15 protein-coding genes, 2 tRNA genes and 3 rRNA genes are annotated in these 23,474 nt (G+C 67.3%); 13 read left to right on the top strand and 7 right to left on the bottom strand.

Annotated features, from left to right (window positions below; all coding sequences use genetic code 11):
- The first annotated feature begins 203 nt into the window (after nucleotides 1-203).
- The 4 genes from DRV96_RS07920 to DRV96_RS07905 are packed head-to-tail and all read left to right on the top strand — an operon-like array spanning nucleotide 204 to nucleotide 2,697.
- A complete protein-coding gene (locus DRV96_RS07920) occupies nucleotides 204-722 on the top strand; it encodes a hypothetical protein (RefSeq protein ID WP_119289637.1) in 519 nt (172 codons plus the stop codon).
- The gene (locus DRV96_RS07915; RefSeq protein WP_235823325.1) at nucleotides 719-1,984 is read left to right on the top strand and encodes an MFS transporter; all 1,266 of its coding nucleotides are present in this window, start codon (nucleotides 719-721) and stop codon (nucleotides 1,982-1,984) included. Before DRV96_RS07920 ends, DRV96_RS07915 begins: the two co-directional genes overlap by 4 nt.
- A 22-nt stretch (nucleotides 1,985-2,006) precedes the next feature.
- Complete coding sequence (locus DRV96_RS07910; RefSeq protein ID WP_119289635.1) at nucleotides 2,007-2,459, top strand: PTS sugar transporter subunit IIA; 453 nt, start codon at nucleotides 2,007-2,009, stop codon at nucleotides 2,457-2,459.
- Entirely contained in the window at nucleotides 2,428-2,697 is a 270-nt protein-coding gene (locus tag DRV96_RS07905) for an HPr family phosphocarrier protein (protein ID WP_119289633.1), read from the top strand. The genes DRV96_RS07910 and DRV96_RS07905 overlap by 32 nt, the downstream gene beginning before the upstream one ends.
- A gap of 22 nt (nucleotides 2,698-2,719) precedes the next feature.
- Here the strand turns inward: DRV96_RS07905 and DRV96_RS07900 are convergent, their stop codons facing one another.
- Nucleotides 2,720-3,556, bottom strand: a complete 837-nt coding sequence (locus tag DRV96_RS07900; protein WP_119289687.1) for a GNAT family N-acetyltransferase — start codon at nucleotides 3,554-3,556, stop codon at nucleotides 2,720-2,722.
- Nucleotides 3,557-3,723: 167 nt separating this feature from the next.
- On the opposite strand from DRV96_RS07900, the gene ptsP reads away from it, so the two are divergent.
- The 6 genes from ptsP to rrf all read left to right on the top strand — a co-directional run bounded on the left by ptsP (nucleotide 3,724) and on the right by rrf (nucleotide 10,989).
- Entirely contained in the window at nucleotides 3,724-5,487 is a 1,764-nt protein-coding gene (gene ptsP, locus DRV96_RS07895) for a phosphoenolpyruvate--protein phosphotransferase (protein ID WP_119289630.1), read from the top strand.
- 337 nt (nucleotides 5,488-5,824) lie between these two features.
- A 16S ribosomal RNA gene (locus DRV96_RS07890) occupies nucleotides 5,825-7,353 on the top strand.
- A 142-nt stretch (nucleotides 7,354-7,495) separates the two neighbouring features.
- Nucleotides 7,496-7,572 (top strand) — tRNA-Ile (locus DRV96_RS07885).
- A gap of 10 nt (nucleotides 7,573-7,582) precedes the next feature.
- A tRNA-Ala gene (locus DRV96_RS07880) sits at nucleotides 7,583-7,658 on the top strand.
- A gap of 231 nt (nucleotides 7,659-7,889) precedes the next feature.
- A 23S ribosomal RNA gene (locus tag DRV96_RS07875) occupies nucleotides 7,890-10,765 on the top strand.
- 111 nt (nucleotides 10,766-10,876) lie between these two features.
- A 5S ribosomal RNA gene (gene rrf, locus DRV96_RS07870) occupies nucleotides 10,877-10,989 on the top strand.
- Together the 16S, 23S and 5S rRNA genes with 2 tRNA genes alongside form the textbook arrangement of a ribosomal RNA operon.
- A 132-nt stretch (nucleotides 10,990-11,121) precedes the next feature.
- On the opposite strand, the gene icmF is transcribed toward rrf, so the two are convergent.
- Nucleotides 11,122-14,418 (bottom strand): fused isobutyryl-CoA mutase/GTPase IcmF, encoded by a 3,297-nt coding sequence (gene icmF / locus DRV96_RS07865; RefSeq protein ID WP_119289627.1) that lies wholly within the window; start codon nucleotides 14,416-14,418, stop codon nucleotides 11,122-11,124.
- Nucleotides 14,419-14,598: 180 nt separating this feature from the next.
- Here icmF and DRV96_RS07860 point away from each other — a divergent pair, with 180 nt between their 5' ends.
- Nucleotides 14,599-15,375, top strand: coding sequence for a type III pantothenate kinase (locus DRV96_RS07860; protein ID WP_119289625.1), 777 nt, complete (start codon nucleotides 14,599-14,601; stop codon nucleotides 15,373-15,375).
- A gap of 19 nt (nucleotides 15,376-15,394) precedes the next feature.
- Here the strand turns inward: DRV96_RS07860 and hslU are convergent, their stop codons facing one another.
- The 5 genes from hslU to DRV96_RS07830 form a co-directional block, all read right to left on the bottom strand.
- The gene (gene hslU, locus DRV96_RS07855; RefSeq protein ID WP_210756995.1) at nucleotides 15,395-16,726 is read right to left on the bottom strand and encodes an ATP-dependent protease ATPase subunit HslU; all 1,332 of its coding nucleotides are present in this window, start codon (nucleotides 16,724-16,726) and stop codon (nucleotides 15,395-15,397) included.
- Nucleotides 16,727-16,730: 4 nt separating this feature from the next.
- Nucleotides 16,731-17,267: an ATP-dependent protease subunit HslV gene (hslV, locus tag DRV96_RS07850; protein WP_119289685.1), complete on the bottom strand. Its 537-nt coding sequence runs from the start codon at nucleotides 17,265-17,267 to the stop codon at nucleotides 16,731-16,733.
- Nucleotides 17,268-17,329: 62 nt separating this feature from the next.
- On the bottom strand, nucleotides 17,330-19,090 hold the full coding sequence (locus DRV96_RS07845; RefSeq protein ID WP_119289623.1) for a tetratricopeptide repeat protein: 1,761 nt from the start codon (nucleotides 19,088-19,090) through the stop codon (nucleotides 17,330-17,332).
- Nucleotides 19,091-19,111: 21 nt separating this feature from the next.
- Entirely contained in the window at nucleotides 19,112-19,798 is a 687-nt protein-coding gene (gene dksA / locus DRV96_RS07840) for an RNA polymerase-binding protein DksA (RefSeq protein ID WP_419187040.1), read from the bottom strand.
- Nucleotides 19,799-19,873: 75 nt separating this feature from the next.
- The gene (locus DRV96_RS07830; RefSeq protein ID WP_119289617.1) at nucleotides 19,874-20,911 is read right to left on the bottom strand and encodes a CobW family GTP-binding protein; all 1,038 of its coding nucleotides are present in this window, start codon (nucleotides 20,909-20,911) and stop codon (nucleotides 19,874-19,876) included.
- A gap of 118 nt (nucleotides 20,912-21,029) precedes the next feature.
- Here DRV96_RS07830 and DRV96_RS07825 point away from each other — a divergent pair, with 118 nt between their 5' ends.
- Both DRV96_RS07825 and lnt read left to right on the top strand, forming a co-directional pair.
- Nucleotides 21,030-21,920, top strand: coding sequence for an HlyC/CorC family transporter (locus DRV96_RS07825; RefSeq protein ID WP_235823323.1), 891 nt, complete (start codon nucleotides 21,030-21,032; stop codon nucleotides 21,918-21,920).
- A complete protein-coding gene (lnt, locus tag DRV96_RS07820; protein WP_119289615.1) occupies nucleotides 21,917-23,455 on the top strand; it encodes an apolipoprotein N-acyltransferase in 1,539 nt (512 codons plus the stop codon). The genes DRV96_RS07825 and lnt overlap by 4 nt, the downstream gene beginning before the upstream one ends.
- Nucleotides 23,456-23,474 lie beyond the last annotated feature (19 nt).

Here is a 23,474-nt window from a genome sequence, read left to right as displayed (position 1 = left end):
CTCCTGGCCGTCGTGGGCTTCTTCGTGGGGTCGCCGGTGCCACCGGCAGCGCCGTGCCGGGCTCTCGTGAACCGTCGACAGTATCTCCGCGCCGGCGCCCGGGCGATCGGGGGGCGCCCGCGGTCGTGCCAAAACCGCACGCCCGTGCCCCGCGTTCGCGGGGCGGGCGGGCCGCGTGCGGGCGCCGCCCATAATGCGCCGCGATGAAGACGACCCCGTGGACGCTCGCCGTCGTGCTGGCCGTGGCGGCGTGCAGCCCGGTCGAAGACTGGCGCGAAGTGCGCCCGGCCGGCAGCGGTGCGCTGCTGCTGTTCCCGTGCAAACCCACTGCCGTGTCACGCTCGGTTGCGCTGGCCGGCGCTGCGGTCGAGCTGACGCTGCTGGCCTGCGCCGCCGGGTCCACCACCTACGCGCTGACGCATGGGGACGTCGTCGACCCCGCGCGGGTGACGCCGGCCCTGCAGGCGCTGGCGGCGTCGGCGGCTGCCAACATCGGCGCCGAGCCGGTGAGCGGCCAGCCGATCGCGGTGCCCGGGATGACGCCCAACCCGTACGCGCGGCGCTGGGCGCTGCACGGGCGGCTGCCCGACGGCTCCGAGGTCCGTGAAGACGTGCTGACGTTCGCCAAGGGCACGCGCGTGTTTCAGGCCACCGTGATCGGCCCGGCGCCGGAGCCGGAGTCGGTGCGCGTGTTCTTCGAGAGCGTGAAGCTGACGCCGTGAGCGGCACTGCGGCGGCCACGCCCGCGGTGGCGACGCGCACCGCGGCGACGATCTTCGTCGGGTTCGCGTTCGCCTACTTCTTCTCCGCGTTGCTGCGCGCGGTGATGGCGACGCTCGCACCGGCGTTCAGCGCCGAGCTCGGCCTGGGCGCAGGCGACCTCGGGCTCCTTGCGGGCGCGTACTTCCTCGGCTTCGCGGCGCTGCAGCTGCCGCTGGGCAGTGCGCTCGACCGTCACGGCCCCAAGCGCGTGCTGCTCGCGTTCCTCGCGGTGGCCGTGCTCGCGTGCGCGGCGTTCGCGCTGGCGCGCAGCTTCGCCGGGCTGCTGGTCGCTCGCACGCTGATCGGTGTGGGCGTCGCGGCGTGCCTGATGGCGCCGCTGACATCCTTCCGTCATCGCTTCACGCCGGCGCTGCAGTTGCGCGCCAACTCGTGGATGCTGATGACGGGATCACTCGGGATGCTGGCGTCGACGGTGCCGGTGCAGGCGTTGCTGCCGCTGCTGGGCTGGCGCGGCCTGTTCTGGGTGCTGGCGGCGCTGCTCGCGGTGTCGATGGCGGTCATCGCGTGGGGCGTGCCGCGCGACGAGCGCGCGGCGGCCGAGAACGAAGGGCCGGGCTCGCGGGGCGGCTATCGCGACATCTTCCGTCACCCGATGTTCGTGCGTCTGCTGCCGATGGGCTTCGTGCACTACGGCGGTCTGGTGGCGGTGCAGTCGCTGTGGGCGGGGCCGTGGCTGACGCAGGTCGCCGGCCACACGCCGCAGGCCGCGGCGCGCGGGCTGTTCGCGATCAACCTGTCGATGCTGGTCGCGTTCCTCGCCTGGGGCCTCGTGATGCCGCGACTGCTGCGCGCCGGCTGGCACGCGCAGCGCCTGATCACCGCCGGCGTGCCGGTGAGCCTGGCACTGCTGGTCGTGGTGGTCGCGCTCGGCGAGCGCAGCGGCGCCACGGCCTGGGCGCTGTGGTGCGTCTCGTGCACGGTGGTGTCGCTCGCGCAGCCGGCCATCGGACAGGCTTTCGACACCGCGCGCGCCGGTCGTGCGCTGTCGGCCTACAACCTCGTCATCTTCGGCGGCGTGTTCTGCGTTCAATGGGGCATCGGGCTGCTGATCGACCTGCTGCGCGCGCTCGGCTGGGCGCCGCTGGCGTCATTCCAGGCCGCGTTCGCCGTCTTCGCCGTGCTCTGTGTCGCGTCGTACCTGTGGTTTCTGGCGCTCGGCGGGCGCGTGGCACCGGCGGGGACGGCGGCGCGCCCGTCGTGACCTCGCATAATCCGCCGTCGCCATGGCTGCCCTCCTGATCGTCGCCCACGCGCCGTTGGCCTCGGCCCTGGCGTCGGTGGCGCGGCACACCGGCCTCAATCCCGACGCCGTGATCGAGGCGTTCGACGTGCCGCCGGGGCTGCGCGGCCTCGACGAGATCAGCGAGCGGGTGCGCGACGTGCTGGTGCGCATGAACCAGCCGCAGGTGCTGGTGCTGACCGACGTCTTCGCCGCCTCGCCGTGCAACGCCGCACTGCAGTGCGCCGACGGCGTGAGCGTGCGCGTCGTCAGTGGCGTCAACGTGCCGATGCTGTGGAAGGTCGTCGACCACGTGCGCGACCCGCTCGATCAACTCGTGGCCGCCGCTGTCGCGGCCGGCCAGCAGGGCGTGATGCAGTTGTCGACGCCCGCCCCGCAGGTTCAACCCCGCCGTGCCGCCGCCCATGATCAGAACCACGCTCAGCATCAGCAATAGGCTCGGCCTGCACGCGCGCGCGTCGGCCAAGCTGACCAAGCTGGCCAGCGGCTTCGCCAGCGACGTGCACCTCAGCCGCAACGGCCGGCGCGTCAACGCCAAGAGCATCATGGGCGTGATGATGCTGGCGGCCGGTCCCGGCAGCGAGGTCGAGCTCGAGGTCGACGGCCCCGACGCCGAGGCCGCGGCCGCGGCGATCGTTGCGCTCGTCGCCGACCGTTTCGGCGAAGGCGAGTGACGCGGCGGCGGGCCGGCGGCCCTCAGGCCACTGCGGCTGGGCGCCGGAAGCGCGCCGGCAGGTCGGCGGTGCGCAGCAGCAGCGGCAGGTCGGCCGTCGCGAAGTCGGGATCCCAAGCCGGTGTGCCGAGCAGTCGAGCGCCGCAGCGCAGGTAGCCCTTGATCAGCGAGGGCAGCGGCGCGTCGAGGTCGCGCCGCAGCGACTCGATCGGCAGCGGCAGACGCGGACGCACTTGCCACTGGATCGGCGCGCGGTGGCTGCGGTCCAGTCGCGCCCACAGGCTGGCGGCCAGGTGGCCGCCGTCGCGCATCGAGACGCTGGCGCAGCCGATCGCCGTGTCGAAGCGGTTGCGGCCGAGGAAGTCGGCCAGCGCGTTCCACAGCGCGAGGATCACGGCGCCGTCGCGCCACTGGGGCGCGACGCAGGCGCGGCCGAGCTCGACCATGCGCGGGCGCAGCGCGCGCAGCCGCGTGAGGTCGAACTCGGTGTCGGTGTAGTAGCCGCCGGCGCGGCGCGCCGCCTCGGGCGTCAGAACGCGATAGGTGCCGACGACCTCGGGGGCGTCGTCGGCGCCACGGTGCACCCGCACGAGCAGGTGCTCGCAAAACGGGTCGAAGACGTCGGCGTCGTGGCCGGCAGGCGTTCCCGGCGGCACGCGCGGCTGGGCCCCCATCTCGTCGACGAAGACGCGGTGACGCAATCGCTGTGCGGCGCGCACGTCTTCCTCGTCGCAAGCCCAGGCCACGTCGATGCGCACCGCGGCGCGCGTGGCGCCGGCGTCGCGCGCCGTTGCGTCGTCGGCCGGCGGCCGGTGCAGCAGGGCGGCCAGCGGCCGGGTGGGCAGGGGCAGGTCCCGCATCGACATCCTCCGTCTACGGCGACGATCGTCGGGGCCTGGCGTGAACGCGCGATGAAGTGGCGGTGACAGCCGCGTGACGGCGCCGCTGGATGGCGCCATTGACGGGCTCGAGCGGCCAGGCTGCGTCTGCGTGCTGCGGCGGCCGGCGCCGCTGCTACAGTGACCGCATGAGCATCCAGATCTTCGGGCTGCCGGTGTCGCGCGGCGTCGCGATCGGGCGTGCGGTGCTCGTGGCGTCGAGTCGGGTCGACGTGGCGCACTATTTCATCGATGCCGCCGACATCCCCCGCGAGGTCGAGCGCCTGCGTCGTGCGCGCGACGCCGTGGCCGAGGAGCTGTCGCACCTGAAAGACGAGCTGCCGCACGACGCGCCGCCCGAGTTGTCGGCGCTGCTCGACGTGCACCTGATGTTGCTGCACGACGAGGCGCTGACGCAGCCGACCAAGCAGTGGATCAGCGAGCGTCATTACAACGCCGAGTGGGCGCTGTCGGCGCAGTTCGAAGTCGTCGCGCGGCAGTTCGACGAGATGGAGGACGAGTACCTGCGCGAGCGCAAGGCCGACCTCGAGCAGGTGATCGAGCGGCTGCTGCGCGCGCTGGCGCGCGACGCGGCCGGACAGCCGCCGGCGGGTCCCGGCGCGCTGACCCGCGACTTCGGCGGGGAGGATCCGCTGGTGCTGGTGTCGAGCGATATCGCACCGGCCGACCTGCTGCACTTCAAGCGCAGCGTGTTCACCGGCTTCGTCACCGACGTCGGCGGCCGAACGTCGCACACCGCGATCGTCGCGCGCAGCATGGACATCCCGGCGGTGGTCGGCGCGCGCGAGGCCAGCCGCGTGATCCGGCAGGACGACTGGCTCGTGATCGATGGCGACGCCGGCGCCGTGATCGTCAACCCGTCGCCGATCGTCCTCGAGGAGTACCGCTTCCGCCAGCGCCAGATCGAGCTCGAGCGGGCGAGACTGCACCGGCTTCGCTTCACGCCGGCCGTCACGCTCGACGGCGAAGCCGTCGAACTGCTGGCCAACATCGAGCTGCCGAGCGACGCCCCGGCGGCACTCGAGGCCGGCGCTGTCGGCGTGGGCCTGTTCCGTAGCGAGTTTCTGTTCCTCAACCGCGGCGGCGCGCTGCCGGACGAGGACGAGCAATACGAGGCTTACCGGGCGGCCGTCGAGGCGATGGGCGGTCTGCCGGTGACGATCCGCACCGTCGACATCGGTGCCGACAAGCCGCTGGATCGCATGTCCGCGCAGGAACTGCGGCACGACCATTCGCTGAATCCGGCGCTCGGGCGGCGGGCGATCCGCTGGAGCCTCGCCGAGCCCGCGATGTTTCGCCAGCAGGTGCGTGCGATCCTGCGCGCGAGCGCGCACGGCAAGGTCCGCATGCTCGTGCCGATGGTGATGCACCCGCGCGAACTGCATCAGACGCGGGAGGTGGTCGCACGCGCGAAGCGCCAGCTCGAGGACGCAGGGCGGCCGTACACCGACATCGAGATCGGCGCGATGATCGAAGTGCCAGCCGCTGCGCTGACGCTGCCGTCGCTGCTGCCGCTGGTGGACTTCGTGTCGATCGGCACCAACGACCTGATCCAGTACACGCTCGCAATCGACCGTGCCGACGAGGCCGTCGCGAGCCTGTACGAGCCGTGGCACCCCGCCGTGCTGCGCCTGGTTGCCGACGTGATCGCCGCCAGCCGCAGGGCGGGCAAGCCCGTGAGCGTGTGCGGCGAGATGGCCGGAGACCCGGCGTTCACCGAACTGCTGCTGGCGATGGGCCTGCGCAGCTTCTCGATGCACCCGGCGCAAATCGCCGCCATCAAGCAGCGCATCCTGCGCGCAGACGCACGCCGGCTTGCCACCCTCGTCGACGAGGCGCTTGCGGCCGATGACCCGGCGCAGGCCTGGGCGCGCTTGCTGCGAAGCCGGTGACGCCGGGAGCATCCGGGTGGCTTACGTGCGCACACAGAGAGGTCTGGAGCGGGCCGGGCCGGCGAGCCTGCTATAGTCCGCCCCTCGCTGAAGTGCAGCCCGCGCCGCTTCGGTCGAAACGCAAAAACCCAGCGCTTGACACGGGTATGCAGATCGAATCAGAATAGCAGTCTTCGCTGATGACAACAGCGACGCGCCGAAAGGCAAGCTCTTTAACAACATACAGCCGATAAGCGTGGGCGTTTGACGGCGAATGCCAAGGATCGCAAGGTCCACAAACGCTCACGGAAGCAGAAGTGAAGTTCACTTCAATTCCGTTTTGAGCAACTTCAAGATCGAACTGAAGAGTTTGATCCTGGCTCAGATTGAACGCTGGCGGCATGCCTTACACATGCAAGTCGAACGGTAACGCGGGGCAACCTGGCGACGAGTGGCGAACGGGTGAGTAATGCATCGGAACGTACCCAGTAGTGGGGGATAGCCCGGCGAAAGCCGGATTAATACCGCATACGACCTACGGGTGAAAGCGGGGGACCGCAAGGCCTCGCGCTATTGGAGCGGCCGATGTCGGATTAGCTAGTTGGTGGGGTAAAGGCCTACCAAGGCGACGATCCGTAGCTGGTCTGAGAGGACGACCAGCCACACTGGGACTGAGACACGGCCCAGACTCCTACGGGAGGCAGCAGTGGGGAATTTTGGACAATGGGGGCAACCCTGATCCAGCCATGCCGCGTGCGGGAAGAAGGCCTTCGGGTTGTAAACCGCTTTTGTCAGGGAAGAAACGCGCTGGGCTAATACCTCGGCGTAATGACGGTACCTGAAGAATAAGCACCGGCTAACTACGTGCCAGCAGCCGCGGTAATACGTAGGGTGCGAGCGTTAATCGGAATTACTGGGCGTAAAGCGTGCGCAGGCGGTTGTGCAAGACAGATGTGAAATCCCCGGGCTTAACCTGGGAACTGCATTTGTGACTGCACGGCTAGAGTACGGCAGAGGGGGATGGAATTCCGCGTGTAGCAGTGAAATGCGTAGATATGCGGAGGAACACCGATGGCGAAGGCAGTCCCCTGGGCCTGTACTGACGCTCATGCACGAAAGCGTGGGGAGCAAACAGGATTAGATACCCTGGTAGTCCACGCCCTAAACGATGTCAACTGGTTGTTGGACGGCTTGCTGTTCAGTAACGAAGCTAACGCGTGAAGTTGACCGCCTGGGGAGTACGGCCGCAAGGTTGAAACTCAAAGGAATTGACGGGGACCCGCACAAGCGGTGGATGATGTGGTTTAATTCGATGCAACGCGAAAAACCTTACCTACCCTTGACATGCCCGGAATCCTGTAGAGATGTGGGAGTGCTCGAAAGAGAACCGGGACACAGGTGCTGCATGGCCGTCGTCAGCTCGTGTCGTGAGATGTTGGGTTAAGTCCCGCAACGAGCGCAACCCTTGTCATTAGTTGCTACGAAAGGGCACTCTAATGAGACTGCCGGTGACAAACCGGAGGAAGGTGGGGATGACGTCAGGTCCTCATGGCCCTTATGGGTAGGGCTACACACGTCATACAATGGCCGGTACAGAGGGCTGCCAACCCGCGAGGGGGAGCCAATCCCAGAAAACCGGTCGTAGTCCGGATCGCAGTCTGCAACTCGACTGCGTGAAGTCGGAATCGCTAGTAATCGCGGATCAGCTTGCCGCGGTGAATACGTTCCCGGGTCTTGTACACACCGCCCGTCACACCATGGGAGCGGGTTCTGCCAGAAGTAGTTAGCCTAACCGCAAGGAGGGCGATTACCACGGCAGGGTTCGTGACTGGGGTGAAGTCGTAACAAGGTAGCCGTATCGGAAGGTGCGGCTGGATCACCTCCTTTCTGGAAGATGCATTCAAAGTCTCGCGCCCACACTTATCGGCTGTTGTTTTCGACAGTGAGTGAGGCGTGAACTGCGATGCGGCGCCAAGTGTGGCGCGCATCTCGGCCAAAGGCCCTTCGCGATTCACGGTAGACACGAGAAGGGTCTGTAGCTCAGTCGGTTAGAGCACCGTCTTGATAAGGCGGGGGTCGTTGGTTCGAATCCAACCAGACCCACCAACTCTCGTTCGGGGGTGTAGCTCAGCTGGGAGAGCACCTGCTTTGCAAGCAGGGGGTCATCGGTTCGATCCCGTTCACCTCCACCACTAAAATCTGACACTCAAGCGTCCTTTGGTCGACGTTTGCGTGTCCGATTTGATCGGCTGTCGTTCTTTAACAAATCGTAGAGTCGAATCAGCGTCGGTCTGTGTCGGGGGCTTAACCCCGGAACAGATCGATCATGATTGCGTCACCAAATCGTGACCTGACGGTCACGAATACGGCATAACGCAAATACTTCGATAGTCCTTGGCGACGCGCAAGCGTCAGAGTTATAGGGTCAAGTGACTAAGTGCATGTGGTGGATGCCTTGGCGATTACAGGCGATGAAGGACGTGATAGCCTGCGATAAGCTTCGGGGAGCTGGCAAATAAGCTTTGATCCGGAGATTTCCGAATGGGGAAACCCGCCCGCAAGGGCATCAACATCTGAATCCATAGGATGTTGAGGCGAACCGGGCGAACTGAAACATCTCAGTAGCTCGAGGAACAGACATCAACCGAGATTCCGAGAGTAGTGGCGAGCGAAATCGGACCAGCCTGCACTCTTTAGCGCGCGATCTATCGGAACGACATGGAAAGGTCGGCCATAGCGGGTGATAGCCCCGTACGGGAAAGGTTGCGCGTAGAACTAGGTGTGCGAAAAGTAGGGCGGGACACGTGAAATCCTGTCTGAAGATGGGGGGACCATCCTCCAAGGCTAAATACTCGTAATCGACCGATAGTGCACAAGTACCGTGAGGGAAAGGCGAAAAGAACCCCGGGAGGGGAGTGAAATAGATCCTGAAACCGCATGCATACAAAAAGTCGGAGCCCGCAAGGGTGACGGCGTACCTTTTGTATAATGGGTCAGCGACTTACATTCAGTGGCGAGCTTAACCGAGTAGGGAAGGCGAAGGGAAACCGAGTCCGAACAGGGCGTCTAGTCGCTGGGTGTAGACCCGAAACCAGGTGATCTATCCATGGCCAGGATGAAGGTGCGGTAACACGCACTGGAGGTCCGAACCGACTACTGTTGCAAAAGTAGCGGATGAGCTGTGGATAGGGGTGAAAGGCTAAACAAACCTGGAGATAGCTGGTTCTCTCCGAAAGCTATTTAGGTAGCGCCTCAGGTATTACCGTCGGGGGTAGAGCACTGTTATGGCTAGGGGGTCATGGCGACTTACCAAACCATTGCAAACTCCGAATACCGATGAGTACAGCCTGGGAGACAGAGCACCGGGTGCTAACGTCCGGACTCAAGAGGGAAACAACCCAGACCGCCAGCTAAGGTCCCCAAAATTGGCTAAGTGGGAAACGAAGTGGGAAGGCTAAAACAGTCAGGATGTTGGCTTAGAAGCAGCCATCATTTAAAGAAAGCGTAATAGCTCACTGATCGAGTCGTCCTGCGCGGAAGATGTAACGGGGCTAAGCCAGTTACCGAAGCTGCGGATTTGCACGCAGGTGCAAGTGGTAGGAGAGCGTTCTGTACGCCTGTGAAGGTGGATCGTGAGGTCCGCTGGAGGTATCAGAAGTGCGAATGCTGACATGAGTAGCGTTAAAGGGGGTGAAAAGCCCCCTCGCCGTAAGCGCAAGGTTTCCTACGCAACGTTCATCGGCGTAGGGTGAGTCGGCCCCTAAGGCGAGGCAGAGATGCGTAGCTGATGGGAAACAGGTCAATATTCCTGTACCGATGTGCAGTGCGATGTGGGGACGGAGAAGGTTAGCTCGGCCGGGTGTTGGACGTCCCGGTTCAAGCCTGTAGTCGTGGCCCTTAGGCAAATCCGGGGGCCTTAGATGAGGGGTGATAACGAGGAAGCTTGCTTCCGAAGCGAGTGATACCCTGCTCCCAGGAAAAGCCACTAAGCTTCAGCTGCACACGACCGTACCGCAAACCGACACTGGTGCGCGTGATGAGTATTCTCAGGCGCTTGAGAGAACTCTGGAGAAGGAACTCGGCAAATTGACACCGTAACTTCGGAAGAAGGTGTGCCTCGAGTAGGTGAAGTTGAACAGACGGAGCCCAAAGAGGTCGCAGAGAATCGGTGGCTGCGACTGTTTATTAAAAACACAGCACTCTGCAAAGACGAAAGTCGACGTATAGGGTGTGACGCCTGCCCGGTGCTGGAAGATTAAGTGATGGGGTGAAAGCTCTTGATCGAAGTCCCAGTAAACGGCGGCCGTAACTATAACGGTCCTAAGGTAGCGAAATTCCTTGTCGGGTAAGTTCCGACCTGCACGAATGGCGTAACGATGGCCACACTGTCTCCTCCAGAGACTCAGCGAAGTTGAAATGTTTGTGATGATGCAATCTCCCCGCGGAAAGACGGAAAGACCCCATGAACCTTTACTGTAGCTTTACATTGGACTTTGAACAGATCTGTGTAGGATAGGTGGGAGGCTTTGAAGCCGGGACGCCAGTTCCGGTGGAGCCGACGTTGAAATACCACCCTGGTGTGTTTGAGGTTCTAACCTAGGCCCGTGATCCGGGTTGGGGACAGTGTATGGTGGGCAGTTTGACTGGGGCGGTCTCCTCCCAAAGCGTAACGGAGGAGTTCGAAGGTACGCTAGGCACGGTCGGAAATCGTGCTGTTAGTGCATAGGCATAAGCGTGCTTGACTGCGAGACTGACAAGTCGAGCAGGTACGAAAGTAGGACTAAGTGATCCGGTGGTTCTGTATGGAAGGGCCATCGCTCAACGGATAAAAGGTACTCTGGGGATAACAGGCTGATACCGCCCAAGAGTTCATATCGACGGCGGTGTTTGGCACCTCGATGTCGGCTCATCTCATCCTGGGGCTGTAGTCGGTCCCAAGGGTATGGCTGTTCGCCATTTAAAGAGGTACGTGAGCTGGGTTTAAAACGTCGTGAGACAGTTTGGTCCCTATCTTCCGTGGGCGCTGCAAGATTGAGAGAGCCTGCTCCTAGTACGAGAGGACCGGAGTGGACGCACCTCTGGTGTATCGGTTGTCACGCCAGTGGCATTGCCGAGTAGCTATGTGCGGAAGAGATAACCGCTGAAAGCATCTAAGCGGGAAACTCGTCTCAAGATGAGTCTTGCCGGGGCCTCGAGCCCCCTGAAGAGTCGTTCGAGACCAGGACGTTGATAGGCCGGATGTGGAAGCGCAGTAATGCGTTGAGCTAACCGGTACTAATTGCTCGTGAGGCTTGACCCTATAACTTTGACGCGCTGTCGTCGAAGGTTATGTCGTGTGGTGACGCAGTCTGCTGTATTCGACTCTATCGATTTGACGTGCGAAGCACGCGCTTCCACGTGACAAGTTAAGCCTGATGACCATAGCGAGGTGGTCCCACTCCTTCCCATCCCGAACAGGACAGTGAAACGCCTCAGCGCCGATGATAGTGCGGATTCCCGTGTGAAAGTAGGACATCGTCAGGCTAATATTTAAAAGGGCCTCGCTTTCTGCAGCGAGGCCCTTTTCCTTTTTCGCGCTTTGGCGGGCGCGCTGGCAGCGCGCGGTCGACCTTCGTGTCTGGCCTTTCGCGTGCTGCTGATGGATTCTCGAGCGCGCTACATGCTGCGCCGGTACTGTCCACCGACTTCAAACAGTGCCTCGGTGATTTGGCCGAGACTGCAGTAGCGCACGGCATCCATCAGCACCTCGAAAACGTTGCCTCCATCGAGAACGACCTGCTTCAGTCGTGCCAGCATGGCAGGGGCGACGTGGGCGTGGCGGGCGTGGAAGTCCTGCAGGCGCCGCAGTTGGCTCGCTTTTTCCTCGTCGGTCGAACGCGCCAGCTCCAGCGACTGTGGCATCGGGTCGCCGTGCGGATTGCGGAACGTGTTCACGCCAATGATCGGATATTCGCCGGTGTGCTTGAGCATCTCGTAGTGAAGACTCTCCTCCTGGATCTTGCCGCGCTGGTACCCCGTCTCCATCGCGCCCAGCACGCCGCCTCGTTCGGCCAGCCGTTCGAACTCGGCGAGCACAGCCTCCTCGACGAGTTCGGTGAGTTCCTCGATGATGAACGCGCCCTGGTTCGGGTTCTCGTTCTTCGCCAACCCCCACTCGCGATTGATGATCAGCTGGATCGCCATCGCGCGCCGCACGCTCTCCTCGGTCGGCGTGGTGATCGCCTCGTCGTACGCGTTGGTGTGCAGTGAGTTGCAGTTGTCGTAGACCGCGATCAGCGCCTGCAGCGTGGTGCGGATGTCGTTGAACGCGATTTCCTGCGCATGCAGCGAGCGCCCCGAAGTCTGGATGTGGTACTTGAGCTTCTGGCTGCGCTCGTTCGCACCATATCGATCGCGCATCGCGGTGGCCCAGATTCGGCGGGCGACACGGCCGAGTACCGTGTATTCCGGGTCCATCCCGTTGCTGAAGAAGAAGCTCAGGTTCGGCGCAAAGTCGTCGATGTGCATCCCCCGCGCCAGGTAGGCCTCGACGAACGTGAAGCCATTGGCCAGCGTGAACGCGAGCTGGCTGATCGGGTTCGCACCGGCTTCGGCGATGTGGTAGCCGGAGATCGACACCGAGTAGAAATTGCGCACGTCGTGGTGCACGAAGTACTCGGCGATGTCGCCCATCACCTTCAGGCTGAACTCCGTCGAGAAGATGCAGGTGTTCTGGCCCTGATCCTCCTTCAGGATGTCCGCCTGCACGGTGCCCCGCACGTTCGACAGCACCCACGCCTTGATCTTCGCGGCTTCGTCGTCAGTCGGCTCGCGCCCGTTGTCCACCTTGAACTTGTCGAGCTGCTGGTCGATCGCGGTGTTCATGAACATCGCGAGGATCGTCGGTGCCGGGCCATTGATCGTCATGCTGACCGACGTGTTCGGGCTGCACAGGTCGAAGCCCGAGTACAGCACCTTCATGTCGTCGAGCGTCGCGATGCTGACGCCCGAGTTGCCGACCTTGCCATAGATGTCGGGCCGCGGGTCGGGGTCGTGCCCGTAGAGCGTGACGCTGTCGAACGCCGTCGACAGCCGCTTGGCCGGCATGCCCTCCGACAGCAGCTTGAAGCGCCGGTTGGTGCGGAAGGCGTCGCCCTCGCCGGCGAACATGCGCGTCGGGTCCTCGTTCTCGCGCTTGAACGCGAACACGCCCGCGGTGTACGGGAAGCTGCCAGGGACGTTCTCGAGCAGCAGCCACTTCAGCAGTTCGCCGTGGTCCTCGTAGCGTGGCAGCACGACCTTGCGCACCTTGTTGCCCGACAGCGTCGTGTACGTCAGCCGCGTGCGGATCTCCTTGTCGCGGATCTTGACGACATACTCGTCACCCGCGTAGGCCCGCTGCATGTCGGGCCACATCGCGAGCAGCTTGCGCGCGTGCGGATCCAGCCGGGCCTCGCGCAGCTGGGCCTGCTCCTCGAGCGCTTCGCGCGCCTTCGACTTGTGCGGAATCGCCTCGAGCAGCATCGCCGCGCTGGCGCGCAGCTGCTGGATCTCGCGCGCGAGGCGGGCCTGCTCGTGCGCACGCCGCTTGTACGCGCGCACCGTCTCGGCGATCTCGGCCAGATAGCGCACGCGCGACGGCGGCACGATCGGCGTGCGGTGGGTGCTGAAGCGCGTGTTCACCACCGGCAACCTGCCGACGCCGCCGGCGTCGAGCCCGAGCTCGACCAGCCGCGCCTTGAGCGCCTGATAGAGCGCCGTGACCCCGTCGTCGTTGAATCGGCTGGCCATCGTGCCGAACACCGGCATCTGGTCCACCGGCACATCAAAGGCTTCGCGGTTGCGCTGCACCTGCTTGGCCACGTCACGCAGCGCGTCGGCCGCACCCTTGCGATCGAACTTGTTGATCGCAACGAACTCCGCGAAGTCGAGCATGTCGATCTTCTCGAGCTGGCTGGCGGCGCCGAACTCGGGCGTCATCACGTACAGCGGCACGTCGACATGCGGCACGATCGCCGCGTCGCCCTGGCCGATCCCCGAGGTCTCGACGATGACGAGGTCGAAGCCCGCGACCTTGCAGGCGGCCAGCACGTCGGGCAGCGCGGCGCTGATCTCGCTGCCGGTGTCGCGCGTCGCGAGGCTGCGCATGTAGACGCGCGCGCCGGCGCGCCACGGCCCGATCGCGTTCATGCGGATGCGGTCGCCGAGCAGTGCGCCGCCGCTCTTGCGCCGGCTCGGGTCGATCGAGACGACGGCGATGCGCAGCCGGTCGTCGAGGTCGAGGCGGAAGCGCCGGATCAGCTCGTCGGTCAGGCTCGACTTGCCGGCCCCCCCGGTGCCGGTGATCCCGAGCACCGGCACGGTCGCCTGCGCGGCGCGGGTGCGCAGCGCCTCCACCAGCGCCGCGTCGGCGCGGCCGTTTTCCAGCGCCGTGATCAGCTGCGCCAGCGCGCGCCACGCCGCTTCCGTGTGACCGACGATGTCGTCGACGCGCTTGGGCGCATACCCCGACAGGTCGTGGTCGCAGCGCATCAGCATCTCGCCGATCATCCCCTGCAGGCCCATGCGCTGGCCGTCTTCGGGGCTGTAGATGCGCGCCACACCGTAGTCCTGCAGCTCGCGGATCTCGGGCGGCACGATCACGCCGCCGCCACCGCCGAAGACCTGGATGTGCGCGCCGCCGCGTTCGCGCAGCAGGTCGATCATGTACTTGAAGTACTCGACGTGCCCGCCCTGGTAGCTGCTGACCGCGATGCCCTGCACGTCCTCCTGCAGCGCAGCGGTGACGACCTCGTCGACCGAGCGGTTGTGGCCGAGATGGATCACCTCGGCGCCCATGCTCTGCAGGATGCGTCGCATGATGTTGATCGCGGCATCGTGGCCGTCGAACAGGCTCGCGGCGGTGACGAAGCGCACCTTGTGCGTCGGGCGGTACTGCGCGAGGGCCTTGAACTCCGCGGACAGGTCGGTCATCGGTGTCTCCAGCGTCGATCCGGACTGCAGTTGACGTTTACGTCAACGTCAACGCCAGTGTAGCCGAGGCCCCGGCGTCCACCGCGGCTCGCCCGGGTGTTCGCCGGTGCCCGCGCCTGATACCCTCCGTGCACGTCACCGGCCCCGACGCCGGCGGCGCGCTCGACCCGGGATGCGACCTTGAGTTTTCTTGCCATCGACATCGGCAACACGCGGCTGAAGTGGGCGCAGTACGCCTCGCCGCAGCCGGGCGCCGCGGTGCTGGCCCACGGCGCCGTCTTTCTCGAGACGATCGACGAACTGGCCGAGGGCGAGTGGCGCCAGCTGACCCCGCCGACGAGCATGCTCGGCTGCAACGTCGCCGGCGACGCGATCCGCCGCCGCGTCGAGGAGCAGCTCGAGCTGTGGGACGTTGCGCCGCGCTGGGTCGTGCCGAGCAGCCACGACGCCGGCGTCATCAACGGCTACGACCACCCCGCGCGGCTGGGCGCCGACCGCTGGGTCGCGCTGATCGGCGCGCGCGCGCACCTGCGCGCGCGCGCGCCGCACGCTGCCGCGCGGCCGGTGCTCGTCGTGATGATCGGCACCGCGGTGACCGTCGACGCGCTCGACATGCACGGCCACTTCCTCGGCGGCATCATCCTGCCGGGCCACGGCATCATGCTGCGCGCACTCGAGAGCGGCACCGCGGGGCTGCGCGTGCCCACCGGCGAAGTGCGTCCGTTCCCGTCGAACACATCCGATGCGCTGACCAGCGGCGGCACCTATGCGATCACCGGAGCGATCGAGCGCATGCACCGCCATCTGGCGGCGCGGTGCGGGCAGCGCCCGGTGACGCTGATCACCGGTGGTGCGGGCTGGAAAGTCGCGCCGTTCCTCGACCTCGAGCACGAGCTGGTCGAGTCGCTGATCTTCGACGGGCTGCTCGCGCTGCAGGCGCACCGCCTCGCGCTGTAGCTGCCGTGCCTGCGCGCCGCTACAGGATGTAGCGCGACAGGTCCTCGTTGTTCGCCAGCGCCGCCAGCTTGGCGTCGACCGCCGCGGCGTCGAGCGTCACGGTGCGGCCGGCGAGCATCGGCGCGTCGAAGCTGATCTCGTCGAGCAGGCGCTCGAGCACGGTGGCCAGCCGCCGCGCGCCGATGTTCTCGGTGCGTTCGTTGACGTCGAACGCGATCTGCGCGAGCCGCCGGATGCCGTCGGGCGTGATCTCCAGCGTCACGCCTTCGGTGGCCAGCAGCGCCTGGTACTGCTTGACCAGGCTCGCATGCGTGCTCGACAGGATCGCCTCGAAGTCGTCGACCGACAGCGACGTCAGCTCGACGCGGATCGGAAAGCGCCCCTGCAGCTCCGGGATCAGGTCGCTCGGCTTGGCGAGGTGGAAGGCGCCCGACGCGATGAACAGGATGTGGTCGGTCTTGACCATGCCGTATTTCGTGCTCACCGTCGTGCCTTCGACGAGCGGCAGCAGGTCGCGCTGCACGCCCTGGCGCGAGACGTCGGCACCGGCGTGCTCGGCGCGCGAGGCGACCTTGTCGATCTCGTCGATGAACACGATGCCGTTGCTCTCGGCATGGGCCAGCGCGGCACTGCGGATCTCGTCTTCGTTGACGAGCTTGGCCGCTTCTTCCTCGACGAGCAGCTTCAGCGCCTCGCGGATCCTGAGCTTGCGCGTCTTCCTGCGCGCCGCGCCGAGCTGCGAGAACAGGCCCTTGAGCTGCTCGGCCATCTCCTCCATGCCCTGCGGGCCGAGGATCTCGAGCGCGGGCCGCGGCTCGGCGACGTCGACTTCGATCTCCTTGTCGTCGAGCGCGCCTTCGCGCAGGCGCTTGCGCATGACCTGCCGCGCCGTGTTGTCGGCCGGCGGCGTGTCGGCGCCGAAGCCCATGCCCGAGCGCGGCGGCGGCACCAGGATGTCGAGGATGCGGTCCTCGGCCGCATCCTCGGCGAGCGCGCGCTTGGCCTTCATCTGGCGCTCGCGCTCCTGCTTGACCGCCACCTCGACGAGGTCGCGCACGATCGTGTCGACGTCCTTGCCGACGTAGCCGACCTCGGTGAACTTGGTCGCCTCGACCTTCACGAACGGCGCGTCGGCCAGCTTGGCGAGCCGGCGCGCGATCTCGGTCTTGCCGACGCCGGTCGGGCCGATCATCAGGATGTTCTTCGGCGTGATCTCGGCGCGCAGCTTCTCGTCGACCTGCTGGCGGCGCCAGCGGTTGCGCAGCGCGATCGCCACCGCGCGCTTGGCCTGCGCCTGGCCGACGATGTGGCGGTCGAGCTCGGAGACGATTTCCTGCGGGGTCATCGACATGGCGTCACTCCAGCACTTCCACCGTGTGGTGCTGGTTGGTGTAGATGCACAGGTCGCCGGCGATCTCGAGCGACTTCTTGACGATCTCGGCCGGCGGCAGCTCGGTGTGGCCGAGCAGCGCGCGCGCGGCCGCCTGCGCGTAGGCGCCGCCCGAGCCGATCGCGATGATGCCGTGCTCGGGCTCGAGCACGTCACCGGCGCCGGTGATGATCAGCGAGGCCTCGCGGTCGGCCACCGCGAGCATCGCCTCGAGGCGGCGCAGCACGCGGTCGGTGCGCCAGTCGCGCGTCAGTTCGATCGCCGCGCGCACCAGGTGTCCCTGGTGCTTCTCGAGCTTGGCCTCGAAGCGCTCGAACAGCGTGAACGCATCGGCGGTGGCGCCGGCGAAGCCCGCGAGCACGTGGTCGCGGTACAGCTTGCGCACCTTGCGCGCGCTGGCCTTGACGACGATGTTGCCGAGCGTGACCTGGCCGTCGCCGCCGAGCGCGACGCGTGCGCCGCGGCGCACGCTGACGATGGTGGTGCCGTGAAACGTGTCCATCGGGTCGATTCTGCTGTGGCCGGTCGAGCGGCCGCCGCGGGTGGCGGGCGCGGCGCGGACGTTCAGACGTGGCGCACCCGCACGCGGGCGTGCTCGTTGATGCCCATCGCGCCGAAGAACAGCCCCACCAGACGGTGCGCGTCGATGAAGCTGACCTGCCGCCCCTCGCCGCGCTTGGCGAGCACCCAGTTCAGCAGGTCGCCGGCGGCGAGGAAGTCGACGCGGATCAGCCGCGCGCACGACACCTGCACGACGCTCGCGTCGCCGAGCTGCTCGTCCAGGCGCTTGAGCGTCGCATCGATGCCGCCGACCAGCTGGCCCGACAGCTCGACGCGCGCGACCTTGACGCCCGGCGGCGTGCCGTCGTCGTCGTCGAGCACCGACGAGTCGGCGAACGTCGTCGTCACCTCGCTGAGCTGCGACAGTGGCGGCGATCCGGTGTCGGGGCCGCGCCCGGTGATGCGCAGCTTGCACTTGGCGCGTTCCCACGACGGGGGCGACACCTCGTAGGTGACGCAGTAGTCGATCGCCGTCTCGTCGAACTGGTCCGGGCGGTTCGCCAGCCGCAGCGCCTCCAGCCGCGCGACCCAGAACGCCGGGTCGGCGTCGCGCTCGCCGGTGGGCGACTGCTCGGCCAGCACCGCGACGAGCTGGTCGCCGGCACGCCAGTGCATCTCGAGCGGCTGCGTCGCCCAGTGCCGCATCAGCTCGGTGAGCTGGGTCGCGGCGTCGGGCTCGACGCGCCGCAGGTGCGACCAGTCGAACACCCAAGGCAGCGGCATCTGCAGCGTCTGCGAGCGCAGCCGCGCCACCGCGTCGACGTCGAGCACCTCGGGGCACGACCAGCCCGCCGCGCCCGCACTGCCGGCGTCGGCGCCGCGGCGCTTCGCCGGCTTCTGCGCCGCCACCGCGTCGGCCACCATGCGCGGCAGCGAGAACCACTGCGGCGCCGACCAGCCGAAGCGCTGTGCGTACTCCACCGCCAGCGCCTCGAACTTGTCCTGCTGGCCCGTCGCGCGGTACAGGTCGAAGCGCGCGAGCCAGGTCTCGACGTGCTGCGCGCGCGGACCGCCGACGGCGGTCAGCGCCTCGATCGAGCGCTCGCACTGGTCGAAGTCGGCGTTCGCGAAGGCGATGACCGCCTCGTCGAGCTCGGGGTCGTGCTGCACCTCGCTGAACTCGACCGATGGCGGCGGCGGCGCCGCAGGCGCCGGGGGGGTGGCCGGCGCGGCCGCGATCGGCGCGGGCGCCGGTGCCGCGGGCGTCAGGGCGCCGAAGCCCGATAGCGGCGACAGACCGGCGCCCATCACGACGGGTGCTGCCGGCGCCGGGGCCGGCGGCACGGCCCGCGCCGCGGTCGGTGCCGCGAGCCCGGCGCCCGGTGCCGCGCGAAACGCCGCCGGTTCGGTTGGCGCCTCGAAGAAGCCGGTCGAGTGGCGGGCAATCGCGCTCGGCGCGGCGGTCGGGCCGACCATCTGTTTCTCGATGGCGTCGATCTTGGCCTTGACGCCGCTGTCGGGGCGCGCCGCCGCATCGGACAGCTTGGCGTCGGAGTCGTCGATCTGCGACGAGCTGCCCAGCGCCGCCAGCTGCTCGGGCGTCAGCCCCTCGCGCCGCACGCGGCGCAGCATGTCGAACTCGCGCTTGCGCACGAAATCGTTACGCCGTTTGCGCTCGACCATTTCCTTGAGCTCGGACTGCTCGAGCTCGAGCGTCGACGGCGCGTCCTGCCGCGAGTTCAGCTGGGCCCAGTCCGTCGTCGGATTGGCGACGAAGCGAACGACCTTGCGCAGGAAGCCTTCGCCGCTCTTCGGATCGGACATCGCCGTGGCCGCCTGCCGGGGTCAGTCCCCGAACATTTTCTGTTTCAGCTCGCGGCGCTGCTGGGCTTCGAGCGACAGCGTCGCCGTCGGCCGCGCGAGCAGGCGCCGCAGCCCGATCGGCTCGCCGGTCTCGTCGCAGTAGCCGTACTCGCCGGACTCGATGCGCGCGAGCGACTGCGCGATCTTCTTCAGCAGCTTGCGCTCGCGGTCGCGCGTGCGCAGTTCGAGCGCGTGCTCTTCCTCGATCGTCGCGCGGTCGGCCGGGTCGGGCACGATCGAGGTGTCCTCGCGCAGGTGCTCGGTCGTCTCGCCCGCGTTGGACAGCAGGTCGTCCTTCAGCGCCGTCAGGCGGGCGCGGAAGAAGTCGAGCTGCTTCTCGTTCATGTACTCCGACTCGGGCATCGCCAGCAGTTCTTCCTCGGTCAGGTCGCGGCCGGCCTTGATCTTCCAGGCGTTGGCCAGCTTGGGGTCCACCTTGGCGGCGGGCTTCACGGCATCCATCGTCACGTCGTCGGGCTTGTGCGCCGCCGGCTTGGCCGGCGCCGGGCGGGATGAGTCGGTCGCGGCGGCCGGTGCCGCCGCCTTGGCGCCCCGCGCGGTCGTTTTGGCGCTGGCCGGCTTGGTGCTGGTGGCCTTCGACGACGGGCTGCTGACGGGGGTCTTGCTCAATTCGCTCTCCTCACAGCGGCGCACCGACCCGCCGCGCACGGCGGGCCCCCTCCAGGCGGGGCCTTTTCGGGCGCGCGGAGTATAGCGACGCCGCGGCGGCGTCCGCGCGGCTCATCAGACGAGGCACTGCTCGAGCCCCTGCTGCAGGATGTCACGCGGCAGGTCGATGCCGATGAACACCATCTTGCTCTCCTTCTTCTCGCCCGGCGCCCACTTCGGCCCCAGGTCGCTGCCCATCAGCTGGTGCACGCCCTGGAAGATGACCTTGCGGTCGCTGCCCTTCATGTGCAGCACGCCCTTGTAGCGCAGCATCTTCGGCCCGTAGACCTGCACGATCGCACCGAGGAAGTCCTCGAGCTTGGCCGCATGGAAGGGCTTATCGGCACGGAACACGAACGACTTGACGTCGTCGTCGTGGTGATGGTGGTGCGGGTGGTCGCAGTGCTCGCCGTGTTCGTGATCGTGGTCATGCGCGTGGCCGTGGCCGTCGCCGGTGAGGAACTCGGGGTCGACGTCGAGCTTGGCGTTGAGGTTGAAGCCGCGCAGGTCGAACACCTCCGAGATCGGCACCTCGCCGAAGTGCACCTTGCGCATCGGCGCGCGCGGGTTCATGTGCTTGAGGCGGTGCACCAGCGCGTCGACCTGCTCGGGCGCGACGAGGTCGGTCTTGCTGATGAAGATCTGGTCGGCGAAGCCCACCTGCCGGCGCGCTTCCTGTCGCGTGTCGAGCTGCTGCTCGGCGTGCTTGGCGTCGACCAGTGTCAGGATCGAGTCGAGCAGGTAGCTCTCGGCGATCTCGTCGTCCATGAAGAAGGTCTGCGCGACCGGCCCGGGGTCGGCCAGCCCGGTGGTCTCGATGACGACGCGCTCGAAGTCGAGCTCGCCCTTGCGCCGGCGCGCCGCGAGGTCCGACAGCGTCGTGCGCAGGTCCTCGCGGATCGTGCAGCACACGCAGCCGTTGCTCATCTGGACGATCTGCTCCTGCGTGTCGGCGACGAGGATGTCGTTGTCGATGTTCTCCTCGCCGAACTCGTTCTCGATGACGGCGATCTTGTGCCCGTGCGCCTCGCCGAGCACGCGCTTGAGCAGCGTCGTCTTGCCGCTGCCGAGGAAGCCCGTCAGGATGGTGGCGGGAATGAGGCCGGTGGTCATGGGGGTGCGGACGTCGGGGAAAAGCCCGAAAGATGGGGGCGGCAGACTGTGGTGCAAGGCCCCCGGGCTGTCAAGCCGATCGGGTATTCTCGACGCCTCCCCACTTCGACACCCCGACGTGTCCGACCCGCAGCCATCGCGGCCCGCGCGCCGCGCCGCCGCCGATCCCCCGCCGCCGCGCGACAAGCGCAACCTGTTCGAACGTCTGGTCGAGATGCTCAGCCCGGGCCCCGACTCGCGCGCCGAGCTGATGAAGACGCTCGCCGACGCCGAGCAGCGCGAGCTGATCGAACCGGAATCGCGCGCGATGGTCGAGGGCGTGCTGCGCATGTCCGACCTGAGCGCCGGCGACGTGATGGTCGCCGCGCCGCGCATGGACATGCTCGACATCGACGCGCCGTACGACCAGCTGCTCGACGTCGTCATCTCGACGGCGCACTCGCGCTTTCCGGTGTTCGAGGGCTCGCGCGACAACATCATCGGCATCCTGCTCGCGAAGGACCTGCTCAAGCTGCAGCGCGCGCCCGAGCTGAACCTGCGCACGCTGCTGCGTCCGGCGGTGTTCGTGCCCGAGAGCAAGCGGCTCAACGAGCTGCTGCGCGACTTCCGCAGCAACCGCAACCACCTGGCGATCGTGATCGACGAGTTCGGCAACGTCGCCGGGCTGATCACGATCGAGGACGTGCTCGAGGAGATCGTCGGCGAGATCGAGGACGAGTTCGACGAACACGACGCCGACGGCGGCATCTACACGCTGGCCGACGGCACGCACCGCGTCGCCGGCGACGTCGACGTCGAGCACGTCGCGCAGACCTTCGGTGTCACGCTGCCCACCGACGAGTTCGACACGATCGGCGGGCTCGTCGCACACGAGTTCGGTCGCGTGCCGCGCCGCGGCGAATCGGTCGACATCGCGGGACTGCGCTTCACGGTGATGCTCACGCGCGGCGGCGCGGTGCGCTGGTTCAAGGTGTCGCGCGCTCCCGCGGCGGCGGCCGCCGGCGGTTGAACGCCGAGCCCACTGCGCGCCGCGCGCCCGGATGGGACGCGCTCGTCGCGTCGGCGCTGGGCGCGCTGCACAGCCTGCCGTTCGTCCACACCGAGGCGTGGTGGCTGCAGCTGGCCTGCGTCGGCGGGCTCGCGTGGCGCGTGCAGGCGGTGACGCCGGCGCGCGCGGCGGCGCTGGGCTGGCTGTTCGGCGCCGCGTGGCTGGGCAGCGGCGTGTGGTGGCTGTTCGTCAGCATGCACCGCTACGGCGGGCTGAGCGCGCCGCTGGCCGCCCTCGCGGTGGCGGCGCTGAGCGCGCTGCTGGCGCTGTACCTCGCGCTGGCAATGGGGCTGCACGCGCGCTGGCGCAACGGCCGGCCGGCGGCCGATGCGCTGCTGTTCGCCGCGCTGTGGCTGGCCGCCGAGCTCGCGCGCGGCGTGCTGTTCACCGGTTTCCCCTGGATCGCCTCGGGGTATGCGCACGTCGACGGTCCGCTGGCGGTGCTCGCGCCTTGGGTCGGTGTCTACGGCATCGGCTTCGTCGCGGCGTGGCTGGCGGCGCTCGCGGCCGCGGCACGGCGGGGGCGTGCTGCGTGGCCGGCGGCGGCCGCCGCGGTGGCGCTCGTGGCACTGCCGTTGTTCGTCGCCGCGCGCGACTTCAGCCGCAGCACCGGCGCGCTCAGCGTCACGCTGGTGCAGACCAACGTCGCGCAGGACGAGAAGTTCGCCGCCGAGCACCTGCCGGCGTCGCTGGCGTGGCTGCTGCACGCGCTGGTCGGCGCGCGCGGCGAGCTCGTCGTCGCGCCCGAGACGGCGGTGCCGCTGCTGCCGTCGCAGCTCGAGCAGCTCGACCCCGGCTACTGGCCTGCGCTGCGCGCCGCGTTCGGGGACCCCGGGCGGGCGCTGCTGGTGGGCGCACCGCTGGGCGACTTCGAGCGCGGCTACACCAATTCCGTCGTCGGGCTGTCGGGTGGCGGCGAGTACCGCTACGACAAAGTGCACCTCGTGCCCTTCGGCGAGTTCGTCCCGCCGGGGTTTCGCTGGTTCATCGACCTGATGCACATCCCGCTGGGCGACTTCGCGCGCGGGCCGCTCGACGCGCCGTCGTTCGCGTTCGCCGGCCAGCGCATCGCGCCGAACATCTGCTACGAGGACCTGTTCGGCGAGGAGCTCGCCCGGCGCTTCGCCGACCCGGCGGCGGCGCCGACGGTCTTCGCCAACGTCAGCAACATCGCGTGGTTCGGCGACACGATCGCGGTGCCGCAGCACCTGCACATCTCGCGGCTGCGCGCGCTCGAGTTCCAGCGCCCGATGCTGCGCGCGACCAACACCGGCGCCACCGCGGTGATCGACCACCGCGGCCGCGTCACGCACTGGCTCGAGCCGTTCACGCGCGGCGTGCTCGACGCGCGCGTCGAGGGCCGCGACGGCCTCACGCCGTACGCGCGCTGGGCGTCGCGCTTCGGGCTGTGGCCGCTGGCGGGGCTGGCTGCCGCGGTCGCGGCCGCGTTCGCCGCCGGCGCGCGGCGGCGCCGCGCACCGGGGGCAGGCTCCTAGAATTGCGGGTTTTCGCCGT

This window comes from Azohydromonas sediminis (genome assembly GCF_003574675.1).
In the GTDB taxonomy this organism is placed as follows: Bacteria; Pseudomonadota; Gammaproteobacteria; order Burkholderiales; family Burkholderiaceae_C; genus Calidifontimicrobium; species Calidifontimicrobium sediminis.
This window is presented reverse-complemented; position numbering and strand designations above follow the sequence as displayed.